Here is a 24,800-nt window from a genome sequence, read left to right as displayed (position 1 = left end):
AATATTACGAGGCTCAAGAAGGGGATACGGAATGAGCACCGCCAAGGAAATCCTGAACCTGATCAAGGAAAAGGACGTCAAATACGTTGACGTTCGCTTCACCGACGTTCGCGGCAAGATGCAGCACGTCACGTTTGACATCGATCTGGTCGATGACGACTTCCTCAACGACGGCACCATGTTCGACGGCTCGTCGATCGCCGGCTGGAAGGCCATCAACGAGTCGGACATGAAGCTGCGTCCCGACCTGACGACCGCGATCATCGACCCGTTCTATCAGCAGACGACCCTGGCGCTGTTCTGCGATGTGGTGAACCCTGACACCGGCACCCCCTACAACCGCGATCCCCGTTCGATCGCCAAGGCGGCCCTGAACTACGTCAAGGCTTCGGGTATCGGCGACACCGTGTACTTCGGCCCTGAAGCCGAGTTCTTCATCTTCGACGATGTGAAGTGGGACACCCAGCCCAACAGCACCGGCTATTCGTTCGACTCCGTCGAACTGCCGGGCAACTCGGCCAAGACCTATGCCGAAGGCAATATGGGTCACCGCCCGGGTCCGAAGGGCGGCTACTTCCCAGTCAACCCGATCGACTCCGCTCAAGATCTGCGCGGCGAAATGCTGGCCGTCATGGGCGAGCTGGGCATGAAGCCGGAAAAGCACCACCACGAAGTGGCGCCCGCCCAGCACGAGCTCGGCCTGAAGTTCGACACCATGGTCATCATGGCCGACCGCCTGCAGCTCTATAAGTACGTGATCCACAACGTGGCGCACGCCTATGGCAAGACGGCGACTTTCATGGCCAAGCCGATGTTTGGCGACAACGGCTCGGGCATGCACGTGCACCAGTCGATCTGGCAGGACGGCAAGCCGCTGTTCGCAGGCGACAAGTACGCCGGCCTGTCGGACATGTGCCTGTGGTACATCGGCGGCATCATCAAGCACGCCAAGGCGATCAACGCGTTCTCGAACTCCACGACGAACTCGTACAAGCGCCTGGTCCCCGGCTACGAAGCCCCCGTGAAACTGGCCTATTCGGCCCGCAACCGGTCGGCCTCGATCCGCATCCCGCACGTCGATTCGCCGAAGGCCAAGCGTCTGGAAGCCCGCTTCCCCGACCCGATGGGCAACCCCTATCTGACCTTTGTGGCGCTGCTGATGGCCGGCCTGGACGGCATCAACAACAAGATCGATCCGGGCGCGCCCGCCGACAAGAACCTCTACGACCTGCCCCCGCGCGAGCAGAAGAAGATCCCGGAAGTGTGCGGTTCGCTCCGTGAAGCTCTCGAGAACCTCGACAAGGACCGCGCCTTCCTGAAGGCCGGCGGCGTCATGGATGACGACTTCATCGACAGCTATATCGAGCTGAAGATGGAAGAGGTGATGCGTCTGCAGCTGCACCCGCACCCGGTTGAATTCGACATGTACTACAAGTGCTAGGCTAGACTGAGGTTAGGACTGGGAATCGGGGCCGGGGAGAAATCTCCGGCCCTTTTCTTTTGGGCTTGATGACGCCAGCTACGCCGCGAACTTGGGAATGATTTCTTACTTAGGGGCGCCAACTGAACAAAATTGTCGCAACTCCGCAACAGAACCGACTTAAACCGCCTGAAGCGCGCGAAATCCCGTAGCGAACGATATCGCTGAAGCGTCAACTGGGCTTAACGCACCGCACACGGAAGCGACGTGAACGCCCTCCGACAGAGTCGGCGTCACGAAGCTTGGTCAGCACAGGATCTCTCCATGCACACCTCCAGCCACCTCCTTCGCCGCGCTCTGCGCCTGTCTTGCGGTTTCGCCGCGCTCAGCATGGCCATCGGCACCGCCCCGGCCGTCCTGGCCCAGGAAACCCAAGTCGGCGAAGTGATCGTCACCGCCCAGAAGCGCAGCGAAAACCTGCAGGACGTGCCGGTTTCGGTAACCGCCCTTGCTGGCGAGCGCCTGCAATCGACCTTCGCCGCCGGCGACGACATCCTGGCCCTCTCGGCCAAGGCTCCAGGCCTGTACGCTGAATCCTCCAACGGCCGCGCCGCACCGCGTTTCTACATCCGCGGTCTGGGCAACGCTGATTTCGACCTGGCCGCCTCGCAGCCGGTCTCGATCATCCAGGACGACGTGGTGCTTGAAAACGTGGTGCTGAAGAGCTCGCCGATTTACGACATCGAGCAAGTCGAAGTCCTGCGGGGCCCCCAAGGCACGCTGTTTGGCCGCAACACCACGGCCGGCATTGTCAAGTTTGGCTCCATCAAGCCGAGCGAAGACGCCAAGGGCCGCGCGGCGGTCTCCTACGGCAGCTTCAACACCATGACCCTCGACGGCGGCTTCGGTGGGGCGCTGGTTCCAGGCAAGGTGGCGGCGCGCGCTTCGGTGCTGGTCCAGCATCGCGACGACTACATCAACAACGCCTTCACGAAGAAAAAGGACGCCCTGGGCGGCTTCGACGAAAAGGCGGCGCGCCTGCAGGTGCTGTTCACGCCGACCGAGGCGCTCTCGGCCCTGTTCAACGTGCACGGCCGCGACCTCGACGGCACGTCGGCCACGTTCCGCGCCAACGTCTTGACCAAGGGCTCCAACAAGCTCAACGCCAACTATGATCGCAAGACGGTCTATTTCGACGCCGGCGCGGGGAACCCCCAGAAGTACAAGGGCTGGGGCACTTCGGCCAACATCGGCTACGATTTCGGTGACGTCACCCTGACCTCGATCACCGCCTACGAAGAGACCCATGGTTCAAGCCGTGGCGATATCGACGGCGGCAACCTGACGGGCCCGGGCTTCATCCCGTTCCCCTCGGAGAGCACCGATGGCATCAAGCAACTGGACCAGATCACTCAGGAACTGCGCCTGGCCAGCGACACCGATGGCCCGCTGACCTGGCAGGTCGGCGGCTTCTACTTCGACTCCAGCTATCAGATCCGCACCGATCCGGGTTTTGCCCCGGTGACCACGCTGGAGCAGAACAACAAGTCGTGGGCCGTGTTCGGCCAGGCCTCATATGATGTCACCGAAGCCTTCACCCTGACCGGCGGCCTGCGCTACACCAGCGATGAAAAGGACATGCGGGTCATTTCCGGCCCCAATCCCGTCGCGCCGTTGTCGGTTTCCGACGAGAAGGTCAGCTGGGACCTCAGCGCGTTTTACGACGTCGCAGAGAATGTCAGCGTCTACGGCAAGGTCGCCTCGGGCTTCCGGGGTCCGTCGATCCAGGGCCGCGACATCGCTTTCTTCGCGCCGGCCTCGGTCGCCCAGTCCGAAACCATCATGTCGTATGAAGTCGGCCTGAAGAGCGAACTGATGGACCGCCGCGTCCGTCTGAACGGCGCGCTGTTCACCTACACGATCGATGATCCGCAGTTCAGCGCTGTTGGCGGTGGCTCCAACTCCAATCGCCTGATCAACGCCAAGAAGGGCGAAGCCTATGGCATCGAACTGGACGGCGAGTTTGTCGTCACCGAAAACCTCGTCCTGACGGCTGGCTACAGCTACGCCAAGACGGAAATCAAGGACGCGACCCTGGCGACGGCCACGTGCGCCCAGTGCACGGTCACTGATCCGCTGAACGCGAAGGGGCAGGCCCTGATCAACGGGAACCCGTTCCCCAATGCTCCGGAATACACCTTTGACGTCACGGCCCGTTACAGCGTGCCGTTCGGCGCGGACGGCGAATTCTTCGCCTACACCGACTGGAAGGTGCAGGGCATGACGAACTTCTTCCTCTACGAATCCAAGGAGTTCTACAGCGAGGGCGACTTCGAAGGCGGCCTGAAGCTCGGCTATGCCAAGCTGGATGGCTCTTGGGAAGCTGCGCTCTTTGCCCGCAACATCACCGACGAGGACAACCTCAAGGGCGCGATCGACTTCAATAACAACACCGCCTTCGTCAACGAACCGCGCGTCATCGGCGTGTCGCTGAACGTGAAGATGTAATCGATCCCTTCATTGGGAACGACGAGGGCCGCGGAGCAATCCGCGGCCCTTTTTCGTGGTCAGGACCTAAGACGGTCGATGCCGACGACGGTCAGGGTCTCCAGGCATTGTTCGAAGCCCGTCATGCTCGTCGAAGCCAGCGCATGATTACGCTGCCCGCGTCCGACGACAGACAATTTTCGCGGTTCGGGCAATAGGGTGCGCCGCCTCTCTTGCTTGGCGAGTTTTTTTCGTCTGTCCTGCCCGCCTGTTCGGGAGTCGGGGTTTTTCATGATGGGATGGCGTCACACGGCTGCGGCCGTAAGCTTGCTCGCGCTGGGTCTTTCGGCCTGCGCGACCACCAGCGGGGCCGGCGCCAAGCCCGGCGGAACGACGGCCAAGCCCGCCGAAAAGGTCGAGAACAAGCCGTTGCCCAAGGGGCTGGACGGTTCGACCTCTACGGGCTTCCCCTCGACCTACATGCCCCTGCCCTCGCGGCCCACGGCGATCGTCGGCGCGACGGTGCTGACGGCGACCGGCCAGCAGATCGAGAACGGCGTTGTGTTTGTCTCCGGCGGCAAGATCGTCTCGGTCGGCGGCGCCGAAACGCCGATCCCGGCCGATGTCGCGGTCATCGACGCCAAGGGCAAATGGCTGACCCCCGGCATCATCGACGCCCACAGCCACCTGGGCGTCTATCCCTCGCCCGGCGTCCAGGCCAGGTCGGATGGCAACGAAGCGACCGATCCCAATACCGCACAGGTCTGGTCCGAGCATTCCGTCTGGCCGCAGGATCCCGGCTTCAACCGGGCGCGGGCCGGCGGCGTGACCACGATGCTGGTTCTTCCCGGCTCGGCCAACCTGTTTGGCGGTCGTTCGGTGACGCTGAAGAATGTGCCTTCAACCACCATGCAGGGCATGAAGTTTCCGGGCGCTCCCTACGGCCTGAAGATGGCCTGCGGCGAGAACCCCAAGCGCGTTTACGGCGGCAAGAGCCGCTCGCCGGCGACAGCGATGGGCAACGTGGCCGGCTTCCGCGCGGCCTGGATCGACGCCGCCGACTACGCCCGCAAATGGGACGACTATCGCGGCAAGAAGGACAAGGGCGAGAAGGCCGACGCTCCCAAGCGCGACCTCAAGCTGGAAACCCTGGCGGGCGTGCTGAAGGGCGAGATTCTGGTCCAGAACCACTGCTATCGCGGCGACGAGATGGCGGTAATGATCGATATCGCCAGGGAGTTTGGCTACAAGATCACGATGTTCCACCACGCCATCGAGTCCTACAAGGTCGGCGCTCTGTTGGCCAAGGAAGACATCTGCTCGGCCACTTGGGCCTCGTGGACCGGCTTCAAGATGGAGAGCCTGGACGGTATCGACGCCAATGCCGCCATCCTCTGGAAGGCCGGCGCCTGCGTCGTTATCCACTCCGACGATCCGATCATGACCCAGCGCCTGAACCAGGAAGCGGCCATCGCCATGACGGCCGGCAACCGTCTAGGCTACGGCATCACACGCGCCGAGGCAATCAAGTGGATCACCGCCAATCCGGCCAAGGCCATGGGCATCGGTGACAAGACCGGCGCGATCGAACCCGGCAAGGCCGCCGACCTGGTGCTTTGGAGCCGCGATCCGTTCAGCGTCTACGCCCAGGCCGAGAAGGTCTATGTCGACGGCGCGCTGACCTATGATCGTCATGATCCCCGCTACCAGCCCAAGTCCGACTTCGAGCTTGGCCAAACCGGCCAGGGAGCGTTCAACTGATGATCCGGTCCTTCCTCCTGACGGGCGCCGCTTTCGCCGCCCTCGCCGCTCCGGCCACAGCCCAAACCCTCGCTTCGGGGACCATCGCCATAACGAACGCGCGGCTTGAGCCGATCAGCGGACCGGCGATTGCCTCGGGCACGATCGTTCTGCGTGACGGCAAGATCGTCGCTCTAGGCGCCGGGCTCGCAGTTCCGGCCGGGGCGACCGTCATTGACGCCAAGGGCGGGGTTGTTACCCCCGGCCTGATCGCGCCCTCGTCCAACCTGACCGCCTCCGAGATCGGCGGCGTCAAGGAGACCCGCGACGACGGCACCGGCACGGCGCTGTCGGCGGCCTTCGACATCGCCTACAGCGTCAATCCGGCCTCGCCGATGATCGGCTTGGCCCGCGACGGCGGCGTTACCGCCTCGGCCGTGACGCCCGTGCTGTCGGGAACCGGCGGCGGCGCTCACGAGCATGCCGACGACGGCGTCGTCGAGGAGATGACGGCCGGCGCTTCCGGCTCGGGCGATCCGCCCCTGTTCGGCGGCCAGGCGGCGTTCGTCCGTCTGCAGGCCGGCGATCCCGATGTTGTTGAGGCCTCCAGGCTGGCCGTCACGGTCTCGCTGGGCGAATCCGGGGCCCGCGCGGCCGGCGGTTCGCGCGGCGCCGTGATCGTGCTGATCAAGTCGGCCCTGGAAGACGCCCGCGCCTTCGCCCGCAACCGCGCCGCCTTCGAACAGGGCGCGACCCGCGACTACGGCCTCTCGCGCCTGGACCTCCAGGCCCTGGTTCCGGTCGTGCAGGGCAAGACCCCGCTGCTGATCCGCGTCCACCGCGCCTCCGACATCCGCCTGGCGCTAAAGCTGGCGGCCGAGGAGAAGATCAAGATCATCCTGGAAGGCGCCGAGGAGGGCTGGGTCGTGGCCGCAGAGATCGCCAGGGCCGGCGTTCCCGTGATCGTCGACACCCAGGCCGACCTGCCCGACAGCTTCGAGACCCTGGGCTCGCGCCTCGACAACGCCGCCCGGCTCAACGCCGCCGGCGTCATGGTGGCGATCAACGGCGCGCGGGACTTCAACAACCTGCGTCAGGAACGCCTCAACGCCGGCCTCGCCGTGGCCAACGGCCTGCCCTATGCGGCGGGCCTGGCGTCGGTGACGCTGAACCCCGCAAAGATCTGGGGCATGGACGGCAAGATCGGCTCGCTCGAAGTCGGCAAGGCCGCCGACATCGTCCTGTGGACCGGCGATCCGCTGGAAACCACCAGCTGGGCCGACAAGGTGTTCATCGCCGGCGTCGAGCAGCCGAAGGACAGCCGCCAGACCCAGCTGCGCGACCGCTATGCGGCGCCGGATAACGGCATGCCGGTGGCTTATCGGTAGGAACTTCAAGGGTCCTCCCCCTGAAAAGGGGGAGGACTTCCCTCCCCAACGATTTCGCCACCCGCGACGACACGCCTCTTTTCACGGGACTCCCGGAAGCCCATACGGAGCTTCCACAGAATCGACGCATGTTCCCGTAATGTCCTCCAAAGACGACCTGCCCCCTCTTTCCCTGTTCGACGACGCTCTGTCGCCGCCGCCTGCTGCGCCGCTGCCAGCCCGGGAGCCGCACGTCGAGGCCCCCGCTCGCGCCGCCGCGCCGCCACCTCCATCGGCCAGTCCTGCTCCGGCCCTGTCTTCTAGCGGCTACACCGCCAGCGACATTGAGGTGCTGGAAGGCCTTGAGCCCGTGCGCAAGCGACCGGGCATGTACATCGGCGGCACCGATGAGCGGGCCCTGCACCACCTGTTCGCCGAAGTGCTGGACAATTCGATGGACGAGGCCGTAGCCGGCTTCGCCAAGACCATCGAGGTCAAGCTGGACGCCGACGGCTTCCTGTCGGTCAAGGACGACGGCCGGGGCATGCCGGTCGACCCGCACCCCAAGCATCCGGGCAAGTCGGCGCTGGAGGTCATCATGACCGTCCTGCACGCCGGCGGTAAGTTCAGCGGCAAGGCCTATGAGACCTCGGGCGGCCTGCACGGTGTCGGCGCCTCCGTCGTCAACGCCCTGTCGGAACTGGTCGAGGTCACCGTCTGGCGGGACGGCTTCGAGCACCTGCAGTCCTTTTCGCGCGGCAAGCCGCTGGGTCCGGTCGAGAAGATCGGCCCCAGCAAGAAGCGCGGCACCATGGTGCGCTTCAAGCCCGACGACGAGATCTTCGGCGAAGGCACCAATTTCAAGCCGGCGCGCCTGTACCGCATGGCCCGCTCCAAGGCCTATCTGTTTCGCGGCGTGCAGATCAAATGGTCCTGCGCCGCCGAACGGATTCAGGACCAGACCCCCGCCGAGGCCGTCTTCCACTTCCCCAATGGCCTGGCCGACTTTCTGGCCGAGCGCACCAAGGGCCTTGAAACCGTTACCCCCGAGAGCTTCGCCGGCCGCATCGAGCGCCAGGGCGAGGCCGGCGCGGTCGAATGGGCCATCGCCTGGACCCCGCGTGGTTTCGGCGAGCACGACGGCTTCATGCAGTCCTACTGCAACACCGTGCCCACCCCCGAAGGCGGCACCCATGAGAGCGGCCTGCGCGCCGCCCTGACCCGGGGCCTCAAGGCCTATGCCGAGCTCAAGGGCGAGAAGCGGGCGGCGATCATCACCGCCGACGACGTCATCGCCCAGGCCGGCGCCTTGATCTCGGTGTTCATCCGCAATCCGGAATTCCAGGGCCAGACCAAGGAGAAACTGTCCTCCTCCGAAGCCCAGCGCTTCGTGGAAGCCGCCCTGCGCGATCCGTTCGACCACTGGCTGACCGCCTCGCCCAAGAGCGCCCAGGCCCTGCTCGACTTCGTCGTCGAGCGCGCCGAGGAACGCCTCAAGCGCCGCAAGGACAAGGAAGTGTCCCGCGCCTCGGCGACCCGCAAGCTGCGCCTGCCCGGCAAGCTGGCCGATTGCGCCGGCGGCGCGGTTGACGGCGCCGAGCTGTTCATCGTCGAAGGCGACAGCGCCGGCGGGTCGGCCAAACAGGCCCGCAACCGCAAGAACCAGGCGATCCTGCCCCTGCGTGGCAAGATCCTCAATGTCGCCTCGGCCACCGGCGAGAAAATGAGCGCCAACAAGGAGCTCTCCGACCTGATGCTGGCCCTCGGGGTGCATGGCGGCGCCAAGTATCGCGAGGAAGATCTGCGCTACGAGCGGATCATCATCATGACAGACGCCGATGTCGACGGCGCCCACATCGCCTCGCTGCTGATCACCTTCTTCTACCGCACCATGCCCGAGCTTATCCGGGGCGGGCACCTGTTCCTGGCCTTGCCGCCGCTGTACCGCATCAGCCACGGCGGCAAGACCGTCTATGCCCGCGATGACGCCCACAAGGACGAGCTGCTGGCCACCGCCTTCAAGAACAAGAAGCCCGAGATCGGCCGCTTCAAGGGCCTTGGCGAGATGATGGCCGCTCAGTTGAAGGAAACCACCATGGACCCCGCCGTCCGCACGCTGGCCCGGGTAACCCTGCCGCGTTCGGAAGAAGCGGTAGAGTCGCTGGTCGAGACCCTGATGGGCCGCAAGCCCGAGCTACGGTTCCGGTTCATCCAGGAGAACGCCGAGTTCGCGGTGGCGGATCTGGACGTTTGATCTAGATCCTCCCCCTTTGGGGGAGCCGCTACAAGGTCGCGCCGGCCTGAAAGCCTTGTCTGGCAATGCCGTGCGCCGCTGCCGATAGGTCTATCGACCCCTTATCCGGCGCTGCGCGCCACCTTCTCCCGCATGGGGAGCAGGATCGTGCCCATCCGGGGTCGGCGCGATTCCCATCCCCGTGGTCGCATCACTGACCGTCGCGGCTTGCCCAGGACTGGCCGTCCGCCGGCCCGATGCGCCGCAGTTGACTCGAAAGTTTACTGGCGTAATTCTCCATTGATCTTACGATCGTAAACCAACGGAGATATCCATGCGCCTTGTCATTCTTTCAGCCGCCGCCGCGCCGCTGCTGCTCGCCACGCCCGCGTTCGCAGCCCCCGCCGCCAACCGCCTGTCCGTGGGCGACGTCTTCGGCAACGCCGCCGCGCCGGTGCAACTGATCATCCTGCTGCTGGCGGCCGCCATCGTCGCCGCGCCCGTCCTGCTGGTCCTGCGCCGTCCGGCCGCCCTGTCGGCCCTGGCCAAGGGCGCGCCGCTGCTGGCGGGTGCGGCCGCCCTGTTCACCCTGCTGGCCGGCGCCGTCGGGATCGCCAACAGTCCGGTCGTTCCGTCGCTGACGGTGCTGGCGCCGGGGTTGGCTGAAATGCTGTTCCTGATGGTCCTGGGCCTGCTCGCGACCTTCTCGGCCGTGGTCTGCCGCGAACTGGCCAAGCCGCGCTCGCACGGCTTGGCCGCCGCAGAATAGACGTCGAAAGGGCGCGGGGCGGTTCGCTTCAGGTCTCGCGCCCTGCCCGCGCCCCTGCGGCGAATCCGCCGCACCCGGTGGGAATCTCCGGGCTGCCCTTGCAATCCCGACCAATTTAGCCTCCTAAAGCGGCCCGCAGACCCCTTTTCGCCCGCGCCTCATCGGCAAGGCGGCCAAAAGGGTCTATATTTCACGAGATAAGACCAAGAACACGGTCCATTTGGGGGTCGTATTTGGTCGTGGCGCGGGCCGCACGTGTGTGTGTGCCGTCCGCTTGAACCGAATTGGACCTATATGCCCTTCCCCGCCTCCCACCCCGCTCTTGAGCGGGCACTAGCTGCTCAGGGTTATGCTGAGCCCACCCCCGTCCAGGCTGCTGTCCTGGAAGACGAAGCCGTCGGCCGCGACCTTCTGGTCAGCGCCCAGACCGGCTCGGGCAAGACCGTGGCCTTTGGCCTGGCTGCCGCGACCACCCTGCTGGGCGACGCCGAAAAGTTCTCCAAGGCCGGCCCGCCGATGTGCCTGGTCATCGCCCCGACCCGCGAACTGGCCATCCAGGTCAATCGCGAGCTGACTTGGCTGTACGCCGACGCCGGCGCCGTGGTCGTCAACTGCGTTGGCGGCATGGATGCGCGCCGCGAGCAGCGGGCCCTGAACTGGGGCGCTCACATCGTCGTCGGCACCCCCGGTCGTCTGCGCGACCACATCGAGCGCGGCCACCTGGACCTGTCTGAGCTGAAGGTCGCTGTCCTCGACGAGGCCGACGAGATGCTGGACATGGGCTTCCGCGAAGACCTTGAATTCATCCTCGACGCCGCCCCGGCCGAGCGCCGCACCCTGCTGTTCTCGGCCACCCTGGCGCGCGAGATCGTGCAACTGGCCAAGAGCTATCAGAACGACGCCCTGCGCATCGACACCGTCGGCCGCAACGAACCGCACCGCGATATCGAGTATCGCGCCGTGCGGGTCGCGCCCAACGAGATCGAGCACGCGATCGTCAACCTGCTGCGCTATTTCGAAAGCCCCGGCGCCCTGGTGTTCTGCAACACCCGCGAAAGCGTCCGCGCCATGCACTCCAAGCTGCGCGAGCGCGGCTTCGCCGTGGTCGGCCTCTCGGGCGAGCTGTCGCAACGTGAACGCGCCGACGCCCTGCAAGCCCTGCGCGACGGCCACGCCCGCGTCTGCGTCGCCACCGACGTCGCCGCACGCGGTCTCGACCTGCCCGACCTCGGCCTGGTCATCCACGCCGAACTGCCGGTCAACAAGGCCACCCTACTGCACCGTTCGGGCCGCACCGGCCGGGCCGGCAAGAAGGGCGTCAGCGCCCTGGTCGTGCCCTACACCCGTCGTCGCAAGGCCGAGCAGCTGCTGATGGCCGCCGGCGTCGAAGGCCATTGGGGCGGCGCCCCGACCGCCGACGAGATCCGCGTCAAGGACACCGAGCGCCTGCTGGACGATCCGATCTTCTCCGAGGTCTCGACCGAGGAAGACGCGGCCCTGGCCGAAGTGATGCTGGAGAAGCGCACGCCGCTGGAACTGGCCTCGGCGCTGATCCGCACCCGCCGCGCCAAGCTGCCGGCCCCCGAAGAAATCTATGACGACCCGCGCCACGGCGCCGATCCGGGCCCGCGCAGCCGCGAGCCGCGTGAATTCGGCAATGACCGCGACTTTGGTGGTGACCGTCCCGAGCGCGAGCCGCGCAGCGACATGAACGGCGCCGAGTGGTTCCGCCTCAACACCGGCCGTCGCAACAACGCCGACCCCAAGTGGCTGATCCCGCTGATCTGCCGCCTGGGTCACGTGACCAAGAAGGATATCGGCTCGATCCGGATCTTCGACTACGACACCAAGTTCGAGATCTCGGCCGAAGCCGCGGTAAAGTTCGGCGCAGCGGTGCAGGCCACCGTTCGTGACGACGTCGCCATCACCCCGACGGCGGCTCCGGCCGCGCGCGACAGCGGTCCGCGCAAGGAGTACGCCCCGCGTGCCCCCCGCGACGACGACGCGCCTCGCGCCCCGCGCGCCAATGCGCCGGGCTCGCGCGACCACACCCCGCGTCCCTCGACCTACAGCGATGACGGCTTCAGCACCGCCAAGCCTTACGGCAAGGGCGAGGAGCCCAAGGGCGACTACAAGGCCCGTCCTCCCCGCGACTCTGGGGCTCGCGACAACGCCGCGCCGCGTGACTTCAAGCCGCGCACCGAGTTCAAGCGCGACGACGCTCCGCGCGACTTCAAGCCGCGCCCGCCGCGTGATGATGCGCCGCGTCCCTATTCGCCGGCCGAGTCCGAAGGCGGCGCCAAGCGCGCCTACAAGCCGCGCACCGAAGGCCGCGATGACGGTCCCAAGCGCGACTTCAAGCCCCGCACCGCTGGCGCGCCCAAGGCGTTCGGCGCACCCAAGGCGTTCGGCGAAAAGGCTTCGGGCCCACAGACCACCTACACGCCCAAGCCGCGCGGCGAGGGTCCGGCCAAGCCGTTCAAGGGCCCCAAGCCCTTCAAGGCCAAGAGCTTCGAAGGCGGCAAGCCGGCCGGTAAGCCCTTCAAGAAGAAGTAGTTATGGATTGAAAATCCTCCCCCTAGCGGGGGAGGTGTCCGCGGAGCGGACGGAGGGGGAAGTTCTGTTGGCACATTGCCGACTTCCCCCTCCGGCCCTTTCGGGCCGCCTCCCCCTTCAGGGGGAGGACTTGCGCCTCTAGTCGCTAAACCGCCTGCCCGGCGCTCCAGCCCGACGCCCAGGCCCACTGGAAATTGAAGCCGCCCAGCCAGCCGGTGACGTCCACCACCTCGCCGATGAAATAGAGCCCCGGGACCTCCTTGGCCTGCAGTGTGCGCGAGTCGAGGTCATTGGTGTCGACCCCGCCCAGGGTGACTTCCGCCGTGCGGTAGCCTTCCGAGCCGACCGGCTTGAAGGTCCAGGCGTTGACCGACGCGGCCAGTCGGCCCAGCACCTTGTCGGAGCAGTCAGCGATATTGCCTTGCGCGCCCTCGTCGTCGGAGACGATCTGGGCCACGCGCTGCGGCAACAGGGTGGCCATCACGGTCGAGACCGCCCGACGCGGCGTGGCGGTGCGCGCCGCCTTCAGGGCGGACAGGGCGTCGATGCCCGGCACCATATCTACCCGGATCTCGTCGCCTTCACGCCAATAGGACGAGATCTGCAGGATCGAGGGGCCGGAAAGCCCCCGGTGGGTGAACAGCATGCCTTCCTGGAACTTCGTCTTGCCGTGGGCGACCACGGCGTCCAGCGCCACGCCTGACAGCGGGACCAGACGTTCCAGTGTCTTGACCTCGAAGGTCAGGGGCACCAGCGCCGGGCGGGTCTCGACGACGCCCACGCCAAACTGCTTGGCGATCTCATAGCCCAGACCCGTCGCGCCCATCTTGGGGATCGACTTGCCGCCGCAGGCCACCACCAGAGACTGGCAGCGCACATTGGCGCCGCTCGACAGGGCCAGCTCATACCCGCTCTCGACCTTGGCGATACGGTCGACGCCGGTTTCCAGCCGCAGTTCGCAGCGCGCGGCCTTCATTTCGGTCAGCAGCATGGTGATGATCTGCATGGCCGAGCCGTCGCAGAACAGCTGGCCCAGCGTTTTCTCGTGATAGGCAATCGCGTACTTATCGACCAGGGCGATGAAGTCGCGCGGCCGATAGCGGCGCAGGGCCGAAACGCAGAACTTGGGATTGGCCGACAGGAAATTGGCCGCCGTGGCGTGGATGTTGGTGAAGTTGCACCGTCCGCCGCCGCTGATGCGGATCTTCTCGCCGGGGGCCTTGGCATGATCGATCACCAGCACGGAACGCCCGCGCTTGCCCGCCTCGATTGCGCACATCATACCGGCCGCGCCGGCCCCGATCACCAAGACATCGAACTGTTCCATCGCGTCCTTCCATAGGAGCCGCCCGAGGAAGTCAATCAAACGCGGCGCTGCCCCTTGAACCCGCGTCTGGCAACGGCTACGACCTCGCCCCCATCCTAGAGCCCGGTTGACCCATGACGTCCGTCGCTACGCCGACGATCGGCATCGATTTTGGCACCACCAACACCGTCGTCTCGATGACGCACGGCGACGGCTCCGCGCGCCTGGTGCGGTTCCCGACCAGCGAGGGCGACCTGTTCGCCTTCCGCTCGGCGCTGAGCTTCCACACCCTGCAGGGCGACGATGGCCGGGCCAATGAGCGGGTGGTCGAGGCCGGTCCGTGGGCGATCGAGGCCTATCTGGAGGACCCGCTGGAAACGCGGTTCATCCAGTCGTTCAAGAGCTTTGCGGCCAGCGCTGCCTTCACCGAGACCCGCATCCTCAACAAGCGCTATCTGTTCGAGGACCTGCTGGCCGCATTCCTGCTGAAAGTGCGCGAGCACGCCGGCGACGCTATGGCCAAACTGCCGCCCAGGGTGATCGTCGGCCGACCTGTAACCTTCGCCGGCGGCAATCCCGACGAGACCCTGGCCCTGCAGCGCTACGAGGCGGCCTTCGGGCGGCTGGGCTTCACCGATATTCGCTACGCCTATGAGCCGGTCGGCGCGGCCTTCTTCTTCGCGCGCCAGCTGAAGCAGGACGCCACCGTGCTGGTCGCCGACTTCGGCGGCGGCACCAGCGACTTTTCCCTTGTCCGCTTCGAGCGCGAGGCCGACGGCACGCTGCGCTCGACCCCGCTCAGCCATTCGGGCGTGGGCGTGGCAGGCGACGCCTTCGACTATCGGATCATCGACCAGCTGGTCTCGCCGGCTCTGGGCAAGGGCTCGCTGTACCGCGCCTTCGACAATCGCCTGCCGATCCCGCAGCGCTATTACACCGCCTTCGCTCGCTGGGATCAGCTGGCCCTGCTGCGGGCCTCGCGCGACATGCGCGACATCCGCTCGCTGGAAAAGACGGCTATGGAGCCCGAGAAGATCAGCCGCCTGATCGAGGTGCTGGACGACAATCACGGCTACGCCCTCTATCGCTCGGTCTCGGCCCTGAAGGAGGCGCTGTCGGCCCACGAGCGCGCCACGTTCCGCTTCGAGGCCGGTTCGATCCTGATCGAGCATGAGGTCGAGCGGACCACGTTCGAGGGCTGGATCGCCCCGGAACTGACAGCCATCGAAAAGGCGGTCGACCAGGCCCTGGCCCGCGCCAACCTCTCGCCCGACCAGGTGGACCGCGTGTTCCTGACAGGCGGCAGCTCGTTCGTGCCGGCGGTGCGCGACATCTTCCACCGCCGGTTCCCGGCCGACCGGATCGAGAGCGGCGGAGAGTTCGAGTCGATCGCCTCAGGCCTGGCCCTCATTGCGCGTGAGACCGACCTCGACCTCTGGACCATGCAAGCGACCGCAAGACCAGCCGCCTGACGCGGAAGACCAGCCTTCAATCAAGGATTGGACTGGTCTGTTTTGTCACGTGGACCGAATCTCGCTTTGCACCTAGCCTGATGGTTAAATATTTCGAAACGAGGCCTGGGTCGAAGCAAGGGCCGCCTCAAGCCTTCGGTCAGGACGAGCGCTTTGCCGATCTCCTATCTCTCAGCCGCGCAGATCGCAGCGCTCCCGGCGACGATCATTGATGATCTGTCGACGACCAAGCTCGCCACCCTCAGCAGCACCCAGGTCGGCGCGATCAGCGCCACCGCCGTCGCCGTGCTCGACGCCACCCAGGTGGAGTCCCTTTCGACCACCCAGGTCAAAGGGCTCGCGGCGAGCCAGATCCCGAGCTTCGGCGCGGGCGTCGCCTTCAACGCCCAGCAGCTGACGGCCTTCAGCGGCGAACTGGTCGGGGCCATGACCTCGACCCAGCTGGCCAGTCTGGACGCCGCGAAACTTGACGTGTTCACCGCCACCCAGGTCGGGGCCCTGTCGGCCAGCAGCTTCTCGGGCCTAAACGCCACCCAGATCGCCTCGCTGGAGGTCACCCAGCTGACCGGCCTGACGGCGAGCCAGATGGCGGGCCTCAGCACAACCGATATCGGCGAGCTGGCCGCCAGCCAGATCGGCGGTCTCGCGGCCAGCCAGATCGGCGCCCTGGAGGCCGTCGCCATCGCCGCCTTCGCCGCCGCGCAGCTGGCCGCCCTGTCGACGACCCAGATTGGCGGCATGACCGCCAGCCAGATCGGCGCTCTCAGCGCGCCCCAGCTGGACGGGATGGCGACCACCCAGATCAGCGCCCTGTCCGCCGCCCAGGTCTCCGGACTGAGCGGAACCCAGGTCTCGAGCCTGTCAGACACCCAGGTCGGCGCCCTGAACGCCACCCAGCTGGGCGGACTCAACGCCACCGGCCTCTCGACCCTGACCGCGACCCAAGTGGCAGGCTTCAGCGCCAGCCAGATCGCCGGCCTGACGACCACCCAGATCGCAACCTTGAGCGTCGCCGACTTCGCCGAGCTGTCGGCGACCCAGGTCGGAGGGCTGACGGCTTCGCAACTGGGCGCCCTGTCGACCACCAATCTCAATGCCCTGACCAGCACCCAGATTGGAGCGCTCAGCAGCACCCAGTTCGCGGGCCTGACCGCGACCCAGCTGGGCGGCCTGGACTCCGGCGATTTCGCCGAACTGTCGATGACCCAGATCGCCGATCTGACGGCGAGCCAGGTCAGCGGGATCTCGACCAGCAACATCTCCGGCTTCAACGCCACCCAGGTCCAGGGCCTGTCAGCGACCCAGCTGGGCGGCCTGACCTCCACCCAGCTCGGCGGTTTGAGCACCACAGATATCGGGGAGTTCTCGGCCCCCCAGATCGGCGCCCTTGCGGCCTCGCAGATCGGCGCGATGTCGGTCACCAACCTGGCGGCGCTGGACACCACCCAGATCGGCTCGATCAGCGCCACGGCAATGCGCGGCCTGACGGCCTATCAGGTGCGTAGCCTGAGCCTGGCCGACTTCAATGGCCTGAACGGCACCCAGATCGGCGCTCTGACCCCTATCCAGGTCTCGGCCCTGTCGACCACGGTGATCGGCGGGCTGACCACGACCCAGATCGGCTATCTGACGCCGACCCAGATCCCCGGTCTGACAGTCACCCAGCTGGATTGGCTGTCGGCCACCAATATTGCCGCGATGAGCCCGCTACAGGTGGGCGCCTTTACCCCGGCCCAGGTGGATAGCCTGTAGCGCCCCGACCCTTGGCGCCCAGGGCCGAGGTCAGGAAGGCCGTCAGCGCCTCGACCCGGGCTGGCCTGGGGCCGCCTGGCGGCATGACCAGATGCAGCGCGATGGGCGGCGGGTTCCAGTCGGGCATCACCGCCTCCAGCCGGCCGTCGGCAAGGGCTGCGCCAGCGATGAAATCCGGCAGCACCGCAAGCCCCTGCCCCGCGAGCAGGGCCGGCATTAGCGCGTCGGCGTTGTTGACCCTCAACGGCCCGGCCGGACGCATCGAAGCCTCCTCCCCGGCCGCATTGACGAACCGCCAGGTGTCGGGCGTCGGCAGATAGGCGTAGCCGAGGCAGCAGTGCTCGGCCAGGTGGCCGGGATGGGTCGGACGGCCGCGCTGCGCCAGATAGCTGGGCGCGCCGACCACATAGCGCTTCACCGACCGCAGGCGTCGCGCCAGCAGCGACGAATCCGGCAAGGCGGCGATGCGCAGCGCGGCGTCGAAACCCATACCGATCAGATCCACCGTGGCGTCGCTGAGGTGCAGGTCGACCGAGACCTCGGGATAGGCGGCCAGGAACTCCGGCAGGATCGGCGCGACAGCCGACAGGCCAAAAGACATCGGGGCCGCCAGGCGCACCAGCCCGCGTGGCGCAGCGGACTGGGCCATGGCCGCGTTCTCGGCCGCCTCGCCCTGCACCAGCACGCGCGTCGCCGGCTCGACCAGGCTCTGGCCGGCGTCGGTCAGGGCTAGGCGTCGCGAGGTGCGATTGAACAATCGAGCGCCCAGCCGCGTTTCCAGTCGGGTGACGGCCTTGGAGACTGTCGCCTTGGACAGCCCCAGTTCCTGGGCCGCCCCGGCGAAGGACCGCAGTTCCACCACCTTGGCAAAAATCGCGAGGCCCTCGAGATCAGGAAGCTTGCTCATTTTGGAAACAATAGGTTTCGATAGTTTCTATTTCGATATCAATCCTGATCGCTATCTTCTCCTCAAGCAAGCGGCGCCGATGTCGGCGCGCTTTTCGAGAACGAGCCCGGCGACCGGGCTCCAGGAGTTAAGGCCATGATCGATCGCAGGAAGTTCGACACACTTGGCGGCGCTGACCACGGTTGGCTGAAGGCCAAGCATCACTTTTCCTTCGCCAGCTATTACGACCCCAGAAACATGAACTGGGGCGCCCTGCGGGTGTGGAACGATGACGAGATCGCCCCCAACACCGGCTTCCCGCCGCACCCGCACTCGGACATGGAGATCATCACCTATGTTCGCAGCGGCGCGATCACTCACCAGGACAATCTGGGCAATACGGGCCGCACCGAGGCGGGCGACGTTCAGGTGATGAGCGCCGGCACCGGCATCCGGCACTCGGAATACAATCTAGAATCCGAGGCCACCCGGATCTTCCAGATCTGGATCGAGCCCAACCGCACCGGCGGCGCGCCGTCCTGGGGCGCCAAGCCTTTTCCCAAGGGTGACCGCTCGGGCAAGTTCGTGACCCTGGCCAGCGGCTTTGACCATGACGGCGACGTTCTGCCGATCCGCACCGACGCCCGCGTTCTGGGCGCCACCCTGAAGGCCGGCGAAAGCACGACCTATGACCTGGGCCAGACCCGCCACGCCTATCTGGTGCCGGCGGTCGGCTCGGTCACTGTCAACGGCGTTCAACTCGACGCGCGCGACGGCGCAGCCATCACCGGCGAGGACGTCATCACCGTCACCGCTCTCGAAGACGCCGAGCTGGTGCTGGTCGACGCCGCCTAAACGCAAGCCCTCTGTTCATTCCCCGGCGGGGCGAGCCCTCAGGTTTGCCCCGCCGGGCTCCCCCATTTCCTATCCAGGGAGGCCATCATGGCCAAGGTTCTCGTCCTCTACTATTCGTCCTACGGTCACATCGAGACCATGGCTCAGGCCATGGCCGAGGGCGCCCGTGAAGCCGGCGCGAGCGTCGACATCAGGCGCGTCCCGGAGACCGCGCCGCTGGAGGTCGCCAAAGCCGCCCACTTCAAGCTCGACCAGGCCGCCCCCGTCGCCACGGTTGCCGAACTGGCCGACTATGACGCTGTGATCATCGGCACGGGAACCCGCTTTGGCCGGATGTCGTCGCAGATGGCGGCCTTCCTGGATCAAGCCGGCGGCCTGTGGGCGCGCGGCGCGCTGAACGGCAAGGTCGGCGGCGCCTTTACCTCGACGGCTTCGCAGCACGGTGGTCAGGAAACCACGCTGTTTTCGATCATCACCAACCTGCTGCACTTTGGCATGGTGATCGTCGGTCTCGACTATGGTCATGTCGGTCAGACAAAGATCGACGAAGTCACGGGCGGCAGCCCCTATGGCGCCACCACCATCGCGGGCGGCGACGGTGCGCGTCAGCCCAGCGAGAACGAACTGACCGGCGCCCGCTATCAGGGCCGCAAGATCGCCGAGACCGCGATCAAGCTGCACGGCTAAGGCTATGACCCTTGCCCCCTCCCCGCCGCAGAGAAGCCCGGAGGGGGCAAGTGGCTAGTGCGCCGGATCGAAGTCCGGCGCCTGGGCCCGCACATAGGCCTCCCATTCGGCTCGCGAATGGAAGTCCAGGCCTTTGTCCCAGGCTGCGCCCATATAGTAGACGAACGGCTTGCCGGGCTCGACCTTGACCAGCACCAGATAGTTGTCAGCGTCCTGCCGGATCTCGACCACCAAACCCGGATCAACCAGCAGGGCGACGCCCATCGTGCCCTTGTCCGGGTCGGTCGGCTCCCAGTAGGACATCCGCCCCGGCGCCAGGTCCTTGACGAACACGCCCGTTCCGTTGGGGCCCTTGCGCTTGGCGATGCCGATGCCGACGATCAGCGGCCCGGCCTTGTCGGAGCCGAGGGTCGAGACCATCCGCGTGAAGTTGGTCCCCATCGGCAGGGTGAAGGTCCGCGTCTCCCAGACGCTGCGCTCCACATCCACCGGCCAAGGGGCGTAGTCGACCTTGAAGGCCGCCACGTCGGGGCCGTTCTTCAGGATGGTGTACGACTTCCAGTTCCGCGACACCCAGAGCTTGTTGTCCCGCCAGACGCCCAGGCCGCCCGCCCCGCGGGTGGTTTCGACATTGTAGTAGTCCAGGCCCTCGCCATGGAAGTCATGCTGCTGGCCGGTCTTCAGCTGGCGCTCCATGAACGGCCAGCGCACCGACTTGCCCCAGGCGTCGACGCCTGATGTGGAAGGCGGTTCGTGCGCCTGCAGGGCGGGCCCATAGATGCGATGGGCGGTGCGATCGTTCTCCCAGAGGATGTCGTCAAAGCGATAGGGCGCATAGACGACCATGGCGCGGGGCTTCTGGGCCTCGATGTCGGGTTTGGCTATCTGGAAGGACAGGCGCGGCGGGACCGGCGCGCCTTGAGCCGCGGCGGCAAGAGGCTGGGCCAGCAGGCCGGCGATCACCAGACAGACACGCTTCGACATTGTTCACTCCGGTCCGACTAAGGCCGTGGGGGTTATTGGGATTGATCAGCGAAACGGGCCAGCGCCGCGCCCTGCAGACGCCGTGCGCTACCAACTTAGACACCGGTGTCATCAGTAGGGAGAGGCCCAGCGCGGTCAGGGCCTGCGTTGAGCGTCTTCCCAGAAGTCTTAGGTTCGGAATGCGCCAGTCCGCCTCGGACCGCCAGCGAAAACAGGCCAAGGCCGCTGCGGCGCGATCCGGCGCCGCGGCGGCCCCTGGTCCTTAGCGGCCCGGCACGATCGCGATCGTGATCGTCGAGCCGTTCGGACCCGGTGCGGTCCAGGTGTCACCGACCTTTTTCTCGGCGGTCGGGCTGCAATTGGCGCCCATGCCGGCCGACGGCGCCGGGTCAGTCTGGGTAAAGCAGGTGTTTGCGCCGTCGATCTTCCACGAGCCCTTCATGGTCGAACCGTCGGGGCCCTTGGTGGTGTACTGGCCGTCGGCGTCGACGAACATCTTCGCCACCGCGCCGTTGGGATAGGTGATCGCAACAGTGTTGCCATAGGCGCTGGCCATCGGATCGGCCAAGGCCGCGCCGCTGATCCCCAGGGCCAGAACGGCCGCCATCATCAAGGTCCGCATCGTGTTTCTCCCAAATGTCTAACCCCATCTGCGCGGGGACGGCGGGAGCTTAACCATGCTGTACGGCAAATCGATAACAATGTTCAAGAATGCAAAAAGGGGCGGCCGCCGGATCGGCGACCGCCCCTGATTGTTACCGGCAGACCGTTTGGCCTATTTGTTGGCCAGAGCCGCCTGGGCCGCCGCCAGACGAGCGATCGGCACGCGGTAGGGCGAGCACGACACGTAGTCCAGGCCGACACTTTCGCAGAAGGTGATCGAGGCGGGATCGCCGCCATGTTCGCCGCAGATGCCCAGCTTGACGTCCGGACGGGCCGCACGGCCGCGCTCGGCGGCGATACGGATCAGATCGCCCACGCCTTCCTGGTCGAGGCTGACGAAGGGATCCTTGTCGAAGATGCCCTTGTCGATATAGGCGGCCAGGAACTTGCCGGCGTCGTCGCGGCTGATGCCGAACGTGGTCTGGGTCAGGTCGTTGGTGCCGAAGCTGAAGAACTCGGCATTGGCGGCAAGGTCGGCGGCGCGCAGAGCGGCGCGGGGCAGCTCGATCATCGTGCCGACCGTGTATTCGATCGCGATGCCCTGCTCTTCCAGCACCGCCTTGGCGGTGCGGTCGGTCAGGTCGCGCAGGTACTTCATCTCTTCGCCCTTGGCGACCAGCGGGTGCATGATCTCGGGGATCGGCGCGGCCTTGCCCGACCGGGCAATATCGCAGGCGGCCTCGATGATCGCCCGGACCTGCATCTCGTAGATTTCGGGATAGGAAACGCCCAGGCGGCAACCGCGATGGCCCAGCATGGGATTGGTCTCGTGCAGTTCCTTGGCCCGGCGCATCAGCTTGCCGGCGTCCAGCCCCGTGGCCAAGGCCACGGCCGCGACGTCTTCCTCGGTGTGCGGCAGGAACTCATGCAGCGGCGGGTCGAGCAGGCGGATGGTGACCGGCAGGCCTTCCATGATCGTGAACAGCTCGACAAAGTCGGCCTTCTGGAACGGCGCGATCTTGGCCAGGGCCGTACGGCGGCCCTTCTCGTCGTCGGCCAGGATCATTTCGCGCACGGCGGCGATCCGGGTGTCGTCGAAGAACATGTGCTCGGTGCGGCACAGGCCGATGCCTTCGGCCCCGAAGCCGCGCGCGGTCTTGGCGTCCAGCGGCGTTTCGGCGTTGGCGCGCACCTTCAGGCGACGCACCGCGTCGGCCCAGCCCATCAGGGTGGCGAAGTCGCCGGTCAGTTCGGGCTCGATCATCTTGGGCGAACCCAGCAGAATTTCGCCGGTCGAACCGTCGATCGTGATGATATCGCCGGCCTTGAACTCGCGACCGCGAACCCGGAACAGGCCTTCCTTGGGGAAGATGCTGACTTCGCCGGCGCCGGACACGCAGGGTCGGCCCATCCCGCGCGCCACGACGGCGGCGTGGCTGGTCATGCCGCCGCGGGCGGTGATGATCCCGCGCGCCGCATGCATGCCGTGGATGTCCTCGGGCGAGGTTTCCTCGCGCACCAGGATGACGCTGTCGCCGGCGGCCGAGGCCTTTTCGGCGGCGTCGCTGTCGAACACGATCCTGCCGGTCGCCGCGCCAGGGGATGCCGGCAGGCCGGTGGCGATCACGTCGCGATGGGCCGACGGATCGATGGTCGGGTGCAGCAGCTGGTCCAGCGATGCCGGCTCGACGCGGTTGATGGCTTCGGTGCGCGAGATCACGCCCTCGGCCGCCATGTCGACGGCGATCTTCAGCGCCGCCTTGGCGGTGCGTTTGCCGTTGCGGGTCTGCAGCATGTAGAGCGTGCCCTGCTCTACCGTGAACTCGATGTCCTGCATGTCGCGATAGTGGCGCTCGAGCGTCTCGACCACCGACTTGAACTGGGCGAACACCACCGGCATCGCCTCTTCCATCGACGGCACCGTGTCGCCCATCTCTTCGCGGGCGATCTTGGTCAGGGACTGCGGTGTACGGATGCCCGCGACCACGTCCTCGCCCTGGGCGTTGATCAGGAACTCGCCATACAGGCGGTTGTCGCCATTCGAGGGATTTCGGGTAAAGGCGACGCCGGTCGCCGAGGTCTCGCCCATATTGCCAAACACCATCGACTGGATGTTGACAGCGGTGCCCCAGGCCTCGGGGATGTCGTGCATGCGACGATAGAACTTGGCGCGGTCGTTCATCCAGCTGGCGAACACGGCGCCGACGGCGCCCCACAGCTGTTCCTGGGCGTCCTGCGGGAAGGGCTTGCCCAGCTCGCGCGAGACGGCGGCCTTGTAGTCCTTGATCACCGCGGCCCAGTGATCGGCGGTCAGACCGGTGTCGACATGGATGTCCAGGCGATCCTTGTGGTCGTCGAGGATCTCTTCGAACATGTGGTGCTCCAGATCGAGCACGACGTTCGAGTACATCTGGATGAAGCGACGATAGCTGTCATAGGCAAAGCGCCGGTCGCCCGACAGCTTGGCCAGGCCTTCGACGGTCTCGTCGTTGAGGCCGAGGTTCAGGACGGTGTCCATCATGCCCGGCATCGAGGCCCGGGCGCCCGAGCGCACCGAGACCAGCAGCGGGTTGGCCACGTCGCCAAACAGCTTGCCGGTAATCGTCTCGATCGTGGCCAGGCCGTCGTTGACCTGCTGGGCCAGCTCGGTCGGGTACTGCTTGCCGTTGGCGTAGTAGTGGACGCAGGCCTCGGTGGTCACCGTAAAGCCTGGCGGCACCGGCAGGCCCAGCGACGACATCTCGGCCAGGTTGGCGCCCTTGCCCCCCAGCAGATTCTTCATCGAGGCGTCGCCATCAGCGCCGCCCCCTCCGAACGAATAGACCCAACGGGACTTGGTCAGCGTCTCAACCGGCATAATGAAATTCACCCTGCGATAAGTGAAACAGGCCGCGACCTTCTGAGTGGTCGTCTTGCCTTGGGACAAAGCATGGAACGTTGATCCCGCACTGCAATATCCGGGGCGTTCACTAGCACTTAGGTCAAGAACGCGTCCACCAGCGCTTTGCGTTCCGCAGCAAAGACCCGAAAAACGGCAAATCTTTCCAATGACAACGTTGTCTTGATTGGGATTTGGCGAAGCTGAGGGATTCCGTAGTCGGAGAGATTTTGGTTTGAGCTCCGTCATCCCCGGACTTGTTCCCGGGACCCAGGGTTTGGCTTCACCATCCGGAATCATCCTGCTCCGCGTCGCGGCGGATAGATGGGTCCCGGGAACAGGTCCCGGGATGACGAAATCTATCTATGGGTGTATATTGGCACGATGGTCCCCAGAGACGCATCCATCGCCGTCTACATGATGACCAACCAGCCCTATGGCACGCTCCATATCGGCGTCAGCAGCCAGTTCGAGGCCCGGCTGATCCAGCACCGCGAAGGCTTGAGGGACGGGTTCACCAAAAGCTACGGCCTGACGAGGCTGGTCTGGTACGAAACCCATGAGGTCATGACGCTCGCCATCCAGCGCGAGCGGACGATGAAAGAGTGGCCTCGCCAGTGGAAGATCAACCTGCTGGAGCGGGACAATCCGCGTTGGGATGATCTCTATGACAGCGTGCTGAACTGGACGCCGGTTCCGAGGCAGTTTTGAAGCTGCGGGGTGGGCCCCCTGCCCTAACTCCTACAAATCCCGTCATCCCGGGACTTGTTCCCGGGACCCATTTATCCGCCGCAAGTGCGGAGCA

General features: G+C 65.9%; 17 protein-coding genes. 12 read left to right on the top strand and 5 right to left on the bottom strand.

What is annotated here, in order from left to right:
* The first annotated feature begins 31 nt into the window (after positions 1 to 31).
* The 7 genes from glnA to ACN2C8_RS08590 all read left to right on the top strand — a co-directional run bounded on the left by glnA (position 32) and on the right by ACN2C8_RS08590 (position 12,572).
* Positions 32 to 1,441 carry a type I glutamate--ammonia ligase gene (glnA, locus tag ACN2C8_RS08620; protein ID WP_419255485.1) on the top strand — a complete coding sequence of 470 codons (1,410 nt, stop codon included), beginning with the start codon at positions 32 to 34 and terminating at the stop codon, positions 1,439 to 1,441.
* 303 nt (positions 1,442 to 1,744) lie between these two features.
* Entirely contained in the window at positions 1,745 to 3,928 is a 2,184-nt protein-coding gene (locus ACN2C8_RS08615; protein ID WP_419255483.1) for a TonB-dependent receptor, read from the top strand.
* Positions 3,929 to 4,198: 270 nt separating this feature from the next.
* Positions 4,199 to 5,668, top strand: a complete 1,470-nt coding sequence (locus ACN2C8_RS08610; protein WP_419255481.1) for an amidohydrolase — start codon at positions 4,199 to 4,201, stop codon at positions 5,666 to 5,668.
* Positions 5,668 to 7,035, top strand: coding sequence for an amidohydrolase family protein (locus ACN2C8_RS08605; RefSeq protein ID WP_419255479.1), 1,368 nt, complete (start codon positions 5,668 to 5,670; stop codon positions 7,033 to 7,035). The genes ACN2C8_RS08610 and ACN2C8_RS08605 overlap by 1 nt, the downstream gene beginning before the upstream one ends.
* Before the next feature lie 139 nt (positions 7,036 to 7,174).
* On the top strand, positions 7,175 to 9,268 hold the full coding sequence (gene parE / locus ACN2C8_RS08600) for a DNA topoisomerase IV subunit B (protein ID WP_419255477.1): 2,094 nt from the start codon (positions 7,175 to 7,177) through the stop codon (positions 9,266 to 9,268).
* Positions 9,269 to 9,581: 313 nt separating this feature from the next.
* Positions 9,582 to 10,016 carry a hypothetical protein gene (locus ACN2C8_RS08595; RefSeq protein WP_419255475.1) on the top strand — a complete coding sequence of 145 codons (435 nt, stop codon included), beginning with the start codon at positions 9,582 to 9,584 and terminating at the stop codon, positions 10,014 to 10,016.
* A 294-nt stretch (positions 10,017 to 10,310) separates the two neighbouring features.
* Positions 10,311 to 12,572: a DEAD/DEAH box helicase gene (locus tag ACN2C8_RS08590; protein WP_419255473.1), complete on the top strand. Its 2,262-nt coding sequence runs from the start codon at positions 10,311 to 10,313 to the stop codon at positions 12,570 to 12,572.
* A gap of 145 nt (positions 12,573 to 12,717) precedes the next feature.
* Here ACN2C8_RS08590 and ACN2C8_RS08585 read toward each other — a convergent pair whose 3' ends face one another.
* Complete coding sequence (locus ACN2C8_RS08585; RefSeq protein ID WP_419255471.1) at positions 12,718 to 13,899, bottom strand: NAD(P)/FAD-dependent oxidoreductase; 1,182 nt, start codon at positions 13,897 to 13,899, stop codon at positions 12,718 to 12,720.
* A 113-nt stretch (positions 13,900 to 14,012) separates the two neighbouring features.
* On the opposite strand from ACN2C8_RS08585, the gene ACN2C8_RS08580 reads away from it, so the two are divergent.
* Together ACN2C8_RS08580 and ACN2C8_RS08575 are read left to right on the top strand one after the other, a co-directional pair.
* Complete coding sequence (locus ACN2C8_RS08580; RefSeq protein ID WP_419255469.1) at positions 14,013 to 15,350, top strand: Hsp70 family protein; 1,338 nt, start codon at positions 14,013 to 14,015, stop codon at positions 15,348 to 15,350.
* A gap of 153 nt (positions 15,351 to 15,503) precedes the next feature.
* On the top strand, positions 15,504 to 17,102 hold the full coding sequence (locus ACN2C8_RS08575; RefSeq protein WP_419255467.1) for a beta strand repeat-containing protein: 1,599 nt from the start codon (positions 15,504 to 15,506) through the stop codon (positions 17,100 to 17,102).
* Here ACN2C8_RS08575 and ACN2C8_RS08570 read toward each other — a convergent pair.
* A complete protein-coding gene (locus ACN2C8_RS08570) occupies positions 17,074 to 18,009 on the bottom strand; it encodes a LysR family transcriptional regulator (protein WP_419255465.1) in 936 nt (311 codons plus the stop codon). The two genes, ACN2C8_RS08575 and ACN2C8_RS08570, sit on opposite strands and share 29 nt — an antisense overlap.
* Before the next feature lie 135 nt (positions 18,010 to 18,144).
* Here ACN2C8_RS08570 and ACN2C8_RS08565 point away from each other — a divergent pair, with 135 nt between their 5' ends.
* On the top strand, positions 18,145 to 18,843 hold the full coding sequence (locus tag ACN2C8_RS08565; RefSeq protein ID WP_419255463.1) for a pirin family protein: 699 nt from the start codon (positions 18,145 to 18,147) through the stop codon (positions 18,841 to 18,843).
* A gap of 87 nt (positions 18,844 to 18,930) precedes the next feature.
* Positions 18,931 to 19,530, top strand: a complete 600-nt coding sequence (gene wrbA / locus ACN2C8_RS08560; RefSeq protein WP_419255461.1) for an NAD(P)H:quinone oxidoreductase — start codon at positions 18,931 to 18,933, stop codon at positions 19,528 to 19,530.
* Between the two features lie 54 nt (positions 19,531 to 19,584).
* Here wrbA and ACN2C8_RS08555 read toward each other — a convergent pair whose 3' ends face one another.
* The 3 genes from ACN2C8_RS08555 to ppdK form a co-directional block, all read right to left on the bottom strand.
* Entirely contained in the window at positions 19,585 to 20,514 is a 930-nt protein-coding gene (locus ACN2C8_RS08555; RefSeq protein ID WP_419255460.1) for a DUF4861 family protein, read from the bottom strand.
* A gap of 262 nt (positions 20,515 to 20,776) precedes the next feature.
* Positions 20,777 to 21,136 carry a hypothetical protein gene (locus tag ACN2C8_RS08550; protein ID WP_419255458.1) on the bottom strand — a complete coding sequence of 120 codons (360 nt, stop codon included), beginning with the start codon at positions 21,134 to 21,136 and terminating at the stop codon, positions 20,777 to 20,779.
* 153 nt (positions 21,137 to 21,289) lie between these two features.
* Positions 21,290 to 23,974: a pyruvate, phosphate dikinase gene (ppdK, locus tag ACN2C8_RS08545; RefSeq protein ID WP_419255456.1), complete on the bottom strand. Its 2,685-nt coding sequence runs from the start codon at positions 23,972 to 23,974 to the stop codon at positions 21,290 to 21,292.
* 405 nt (positions 23,975 to 24,379) lie between these two features.
* Between ppdK and ACN2C8_RS08540 the strand changes: the two genes are divergently transcribed.
* Entirely contained in the window at positions 24,380 to 24,706 is a 327-nt protein-coding gene (locus ACN2C8_RS08540; protein WP_419255454.1) for a GIY-YIG nuclease family protein, read from the top strand.
* Positions 24,707 to 24,800: the final 94 nt, after the last annotated feature.

The organism is Caulobacter sp. ErkDOM-C (genome assembly GCF_048541825.1).
Taxonomy (GTDB): Bacteria; Pseudomonadota; Alphaproteobacteria; order Caulobacterales; family Caulobacteraceae; genus Caulobacter.
This window is presented reverse-complemented; position numbering and strand designations above follow the sequence as displayed.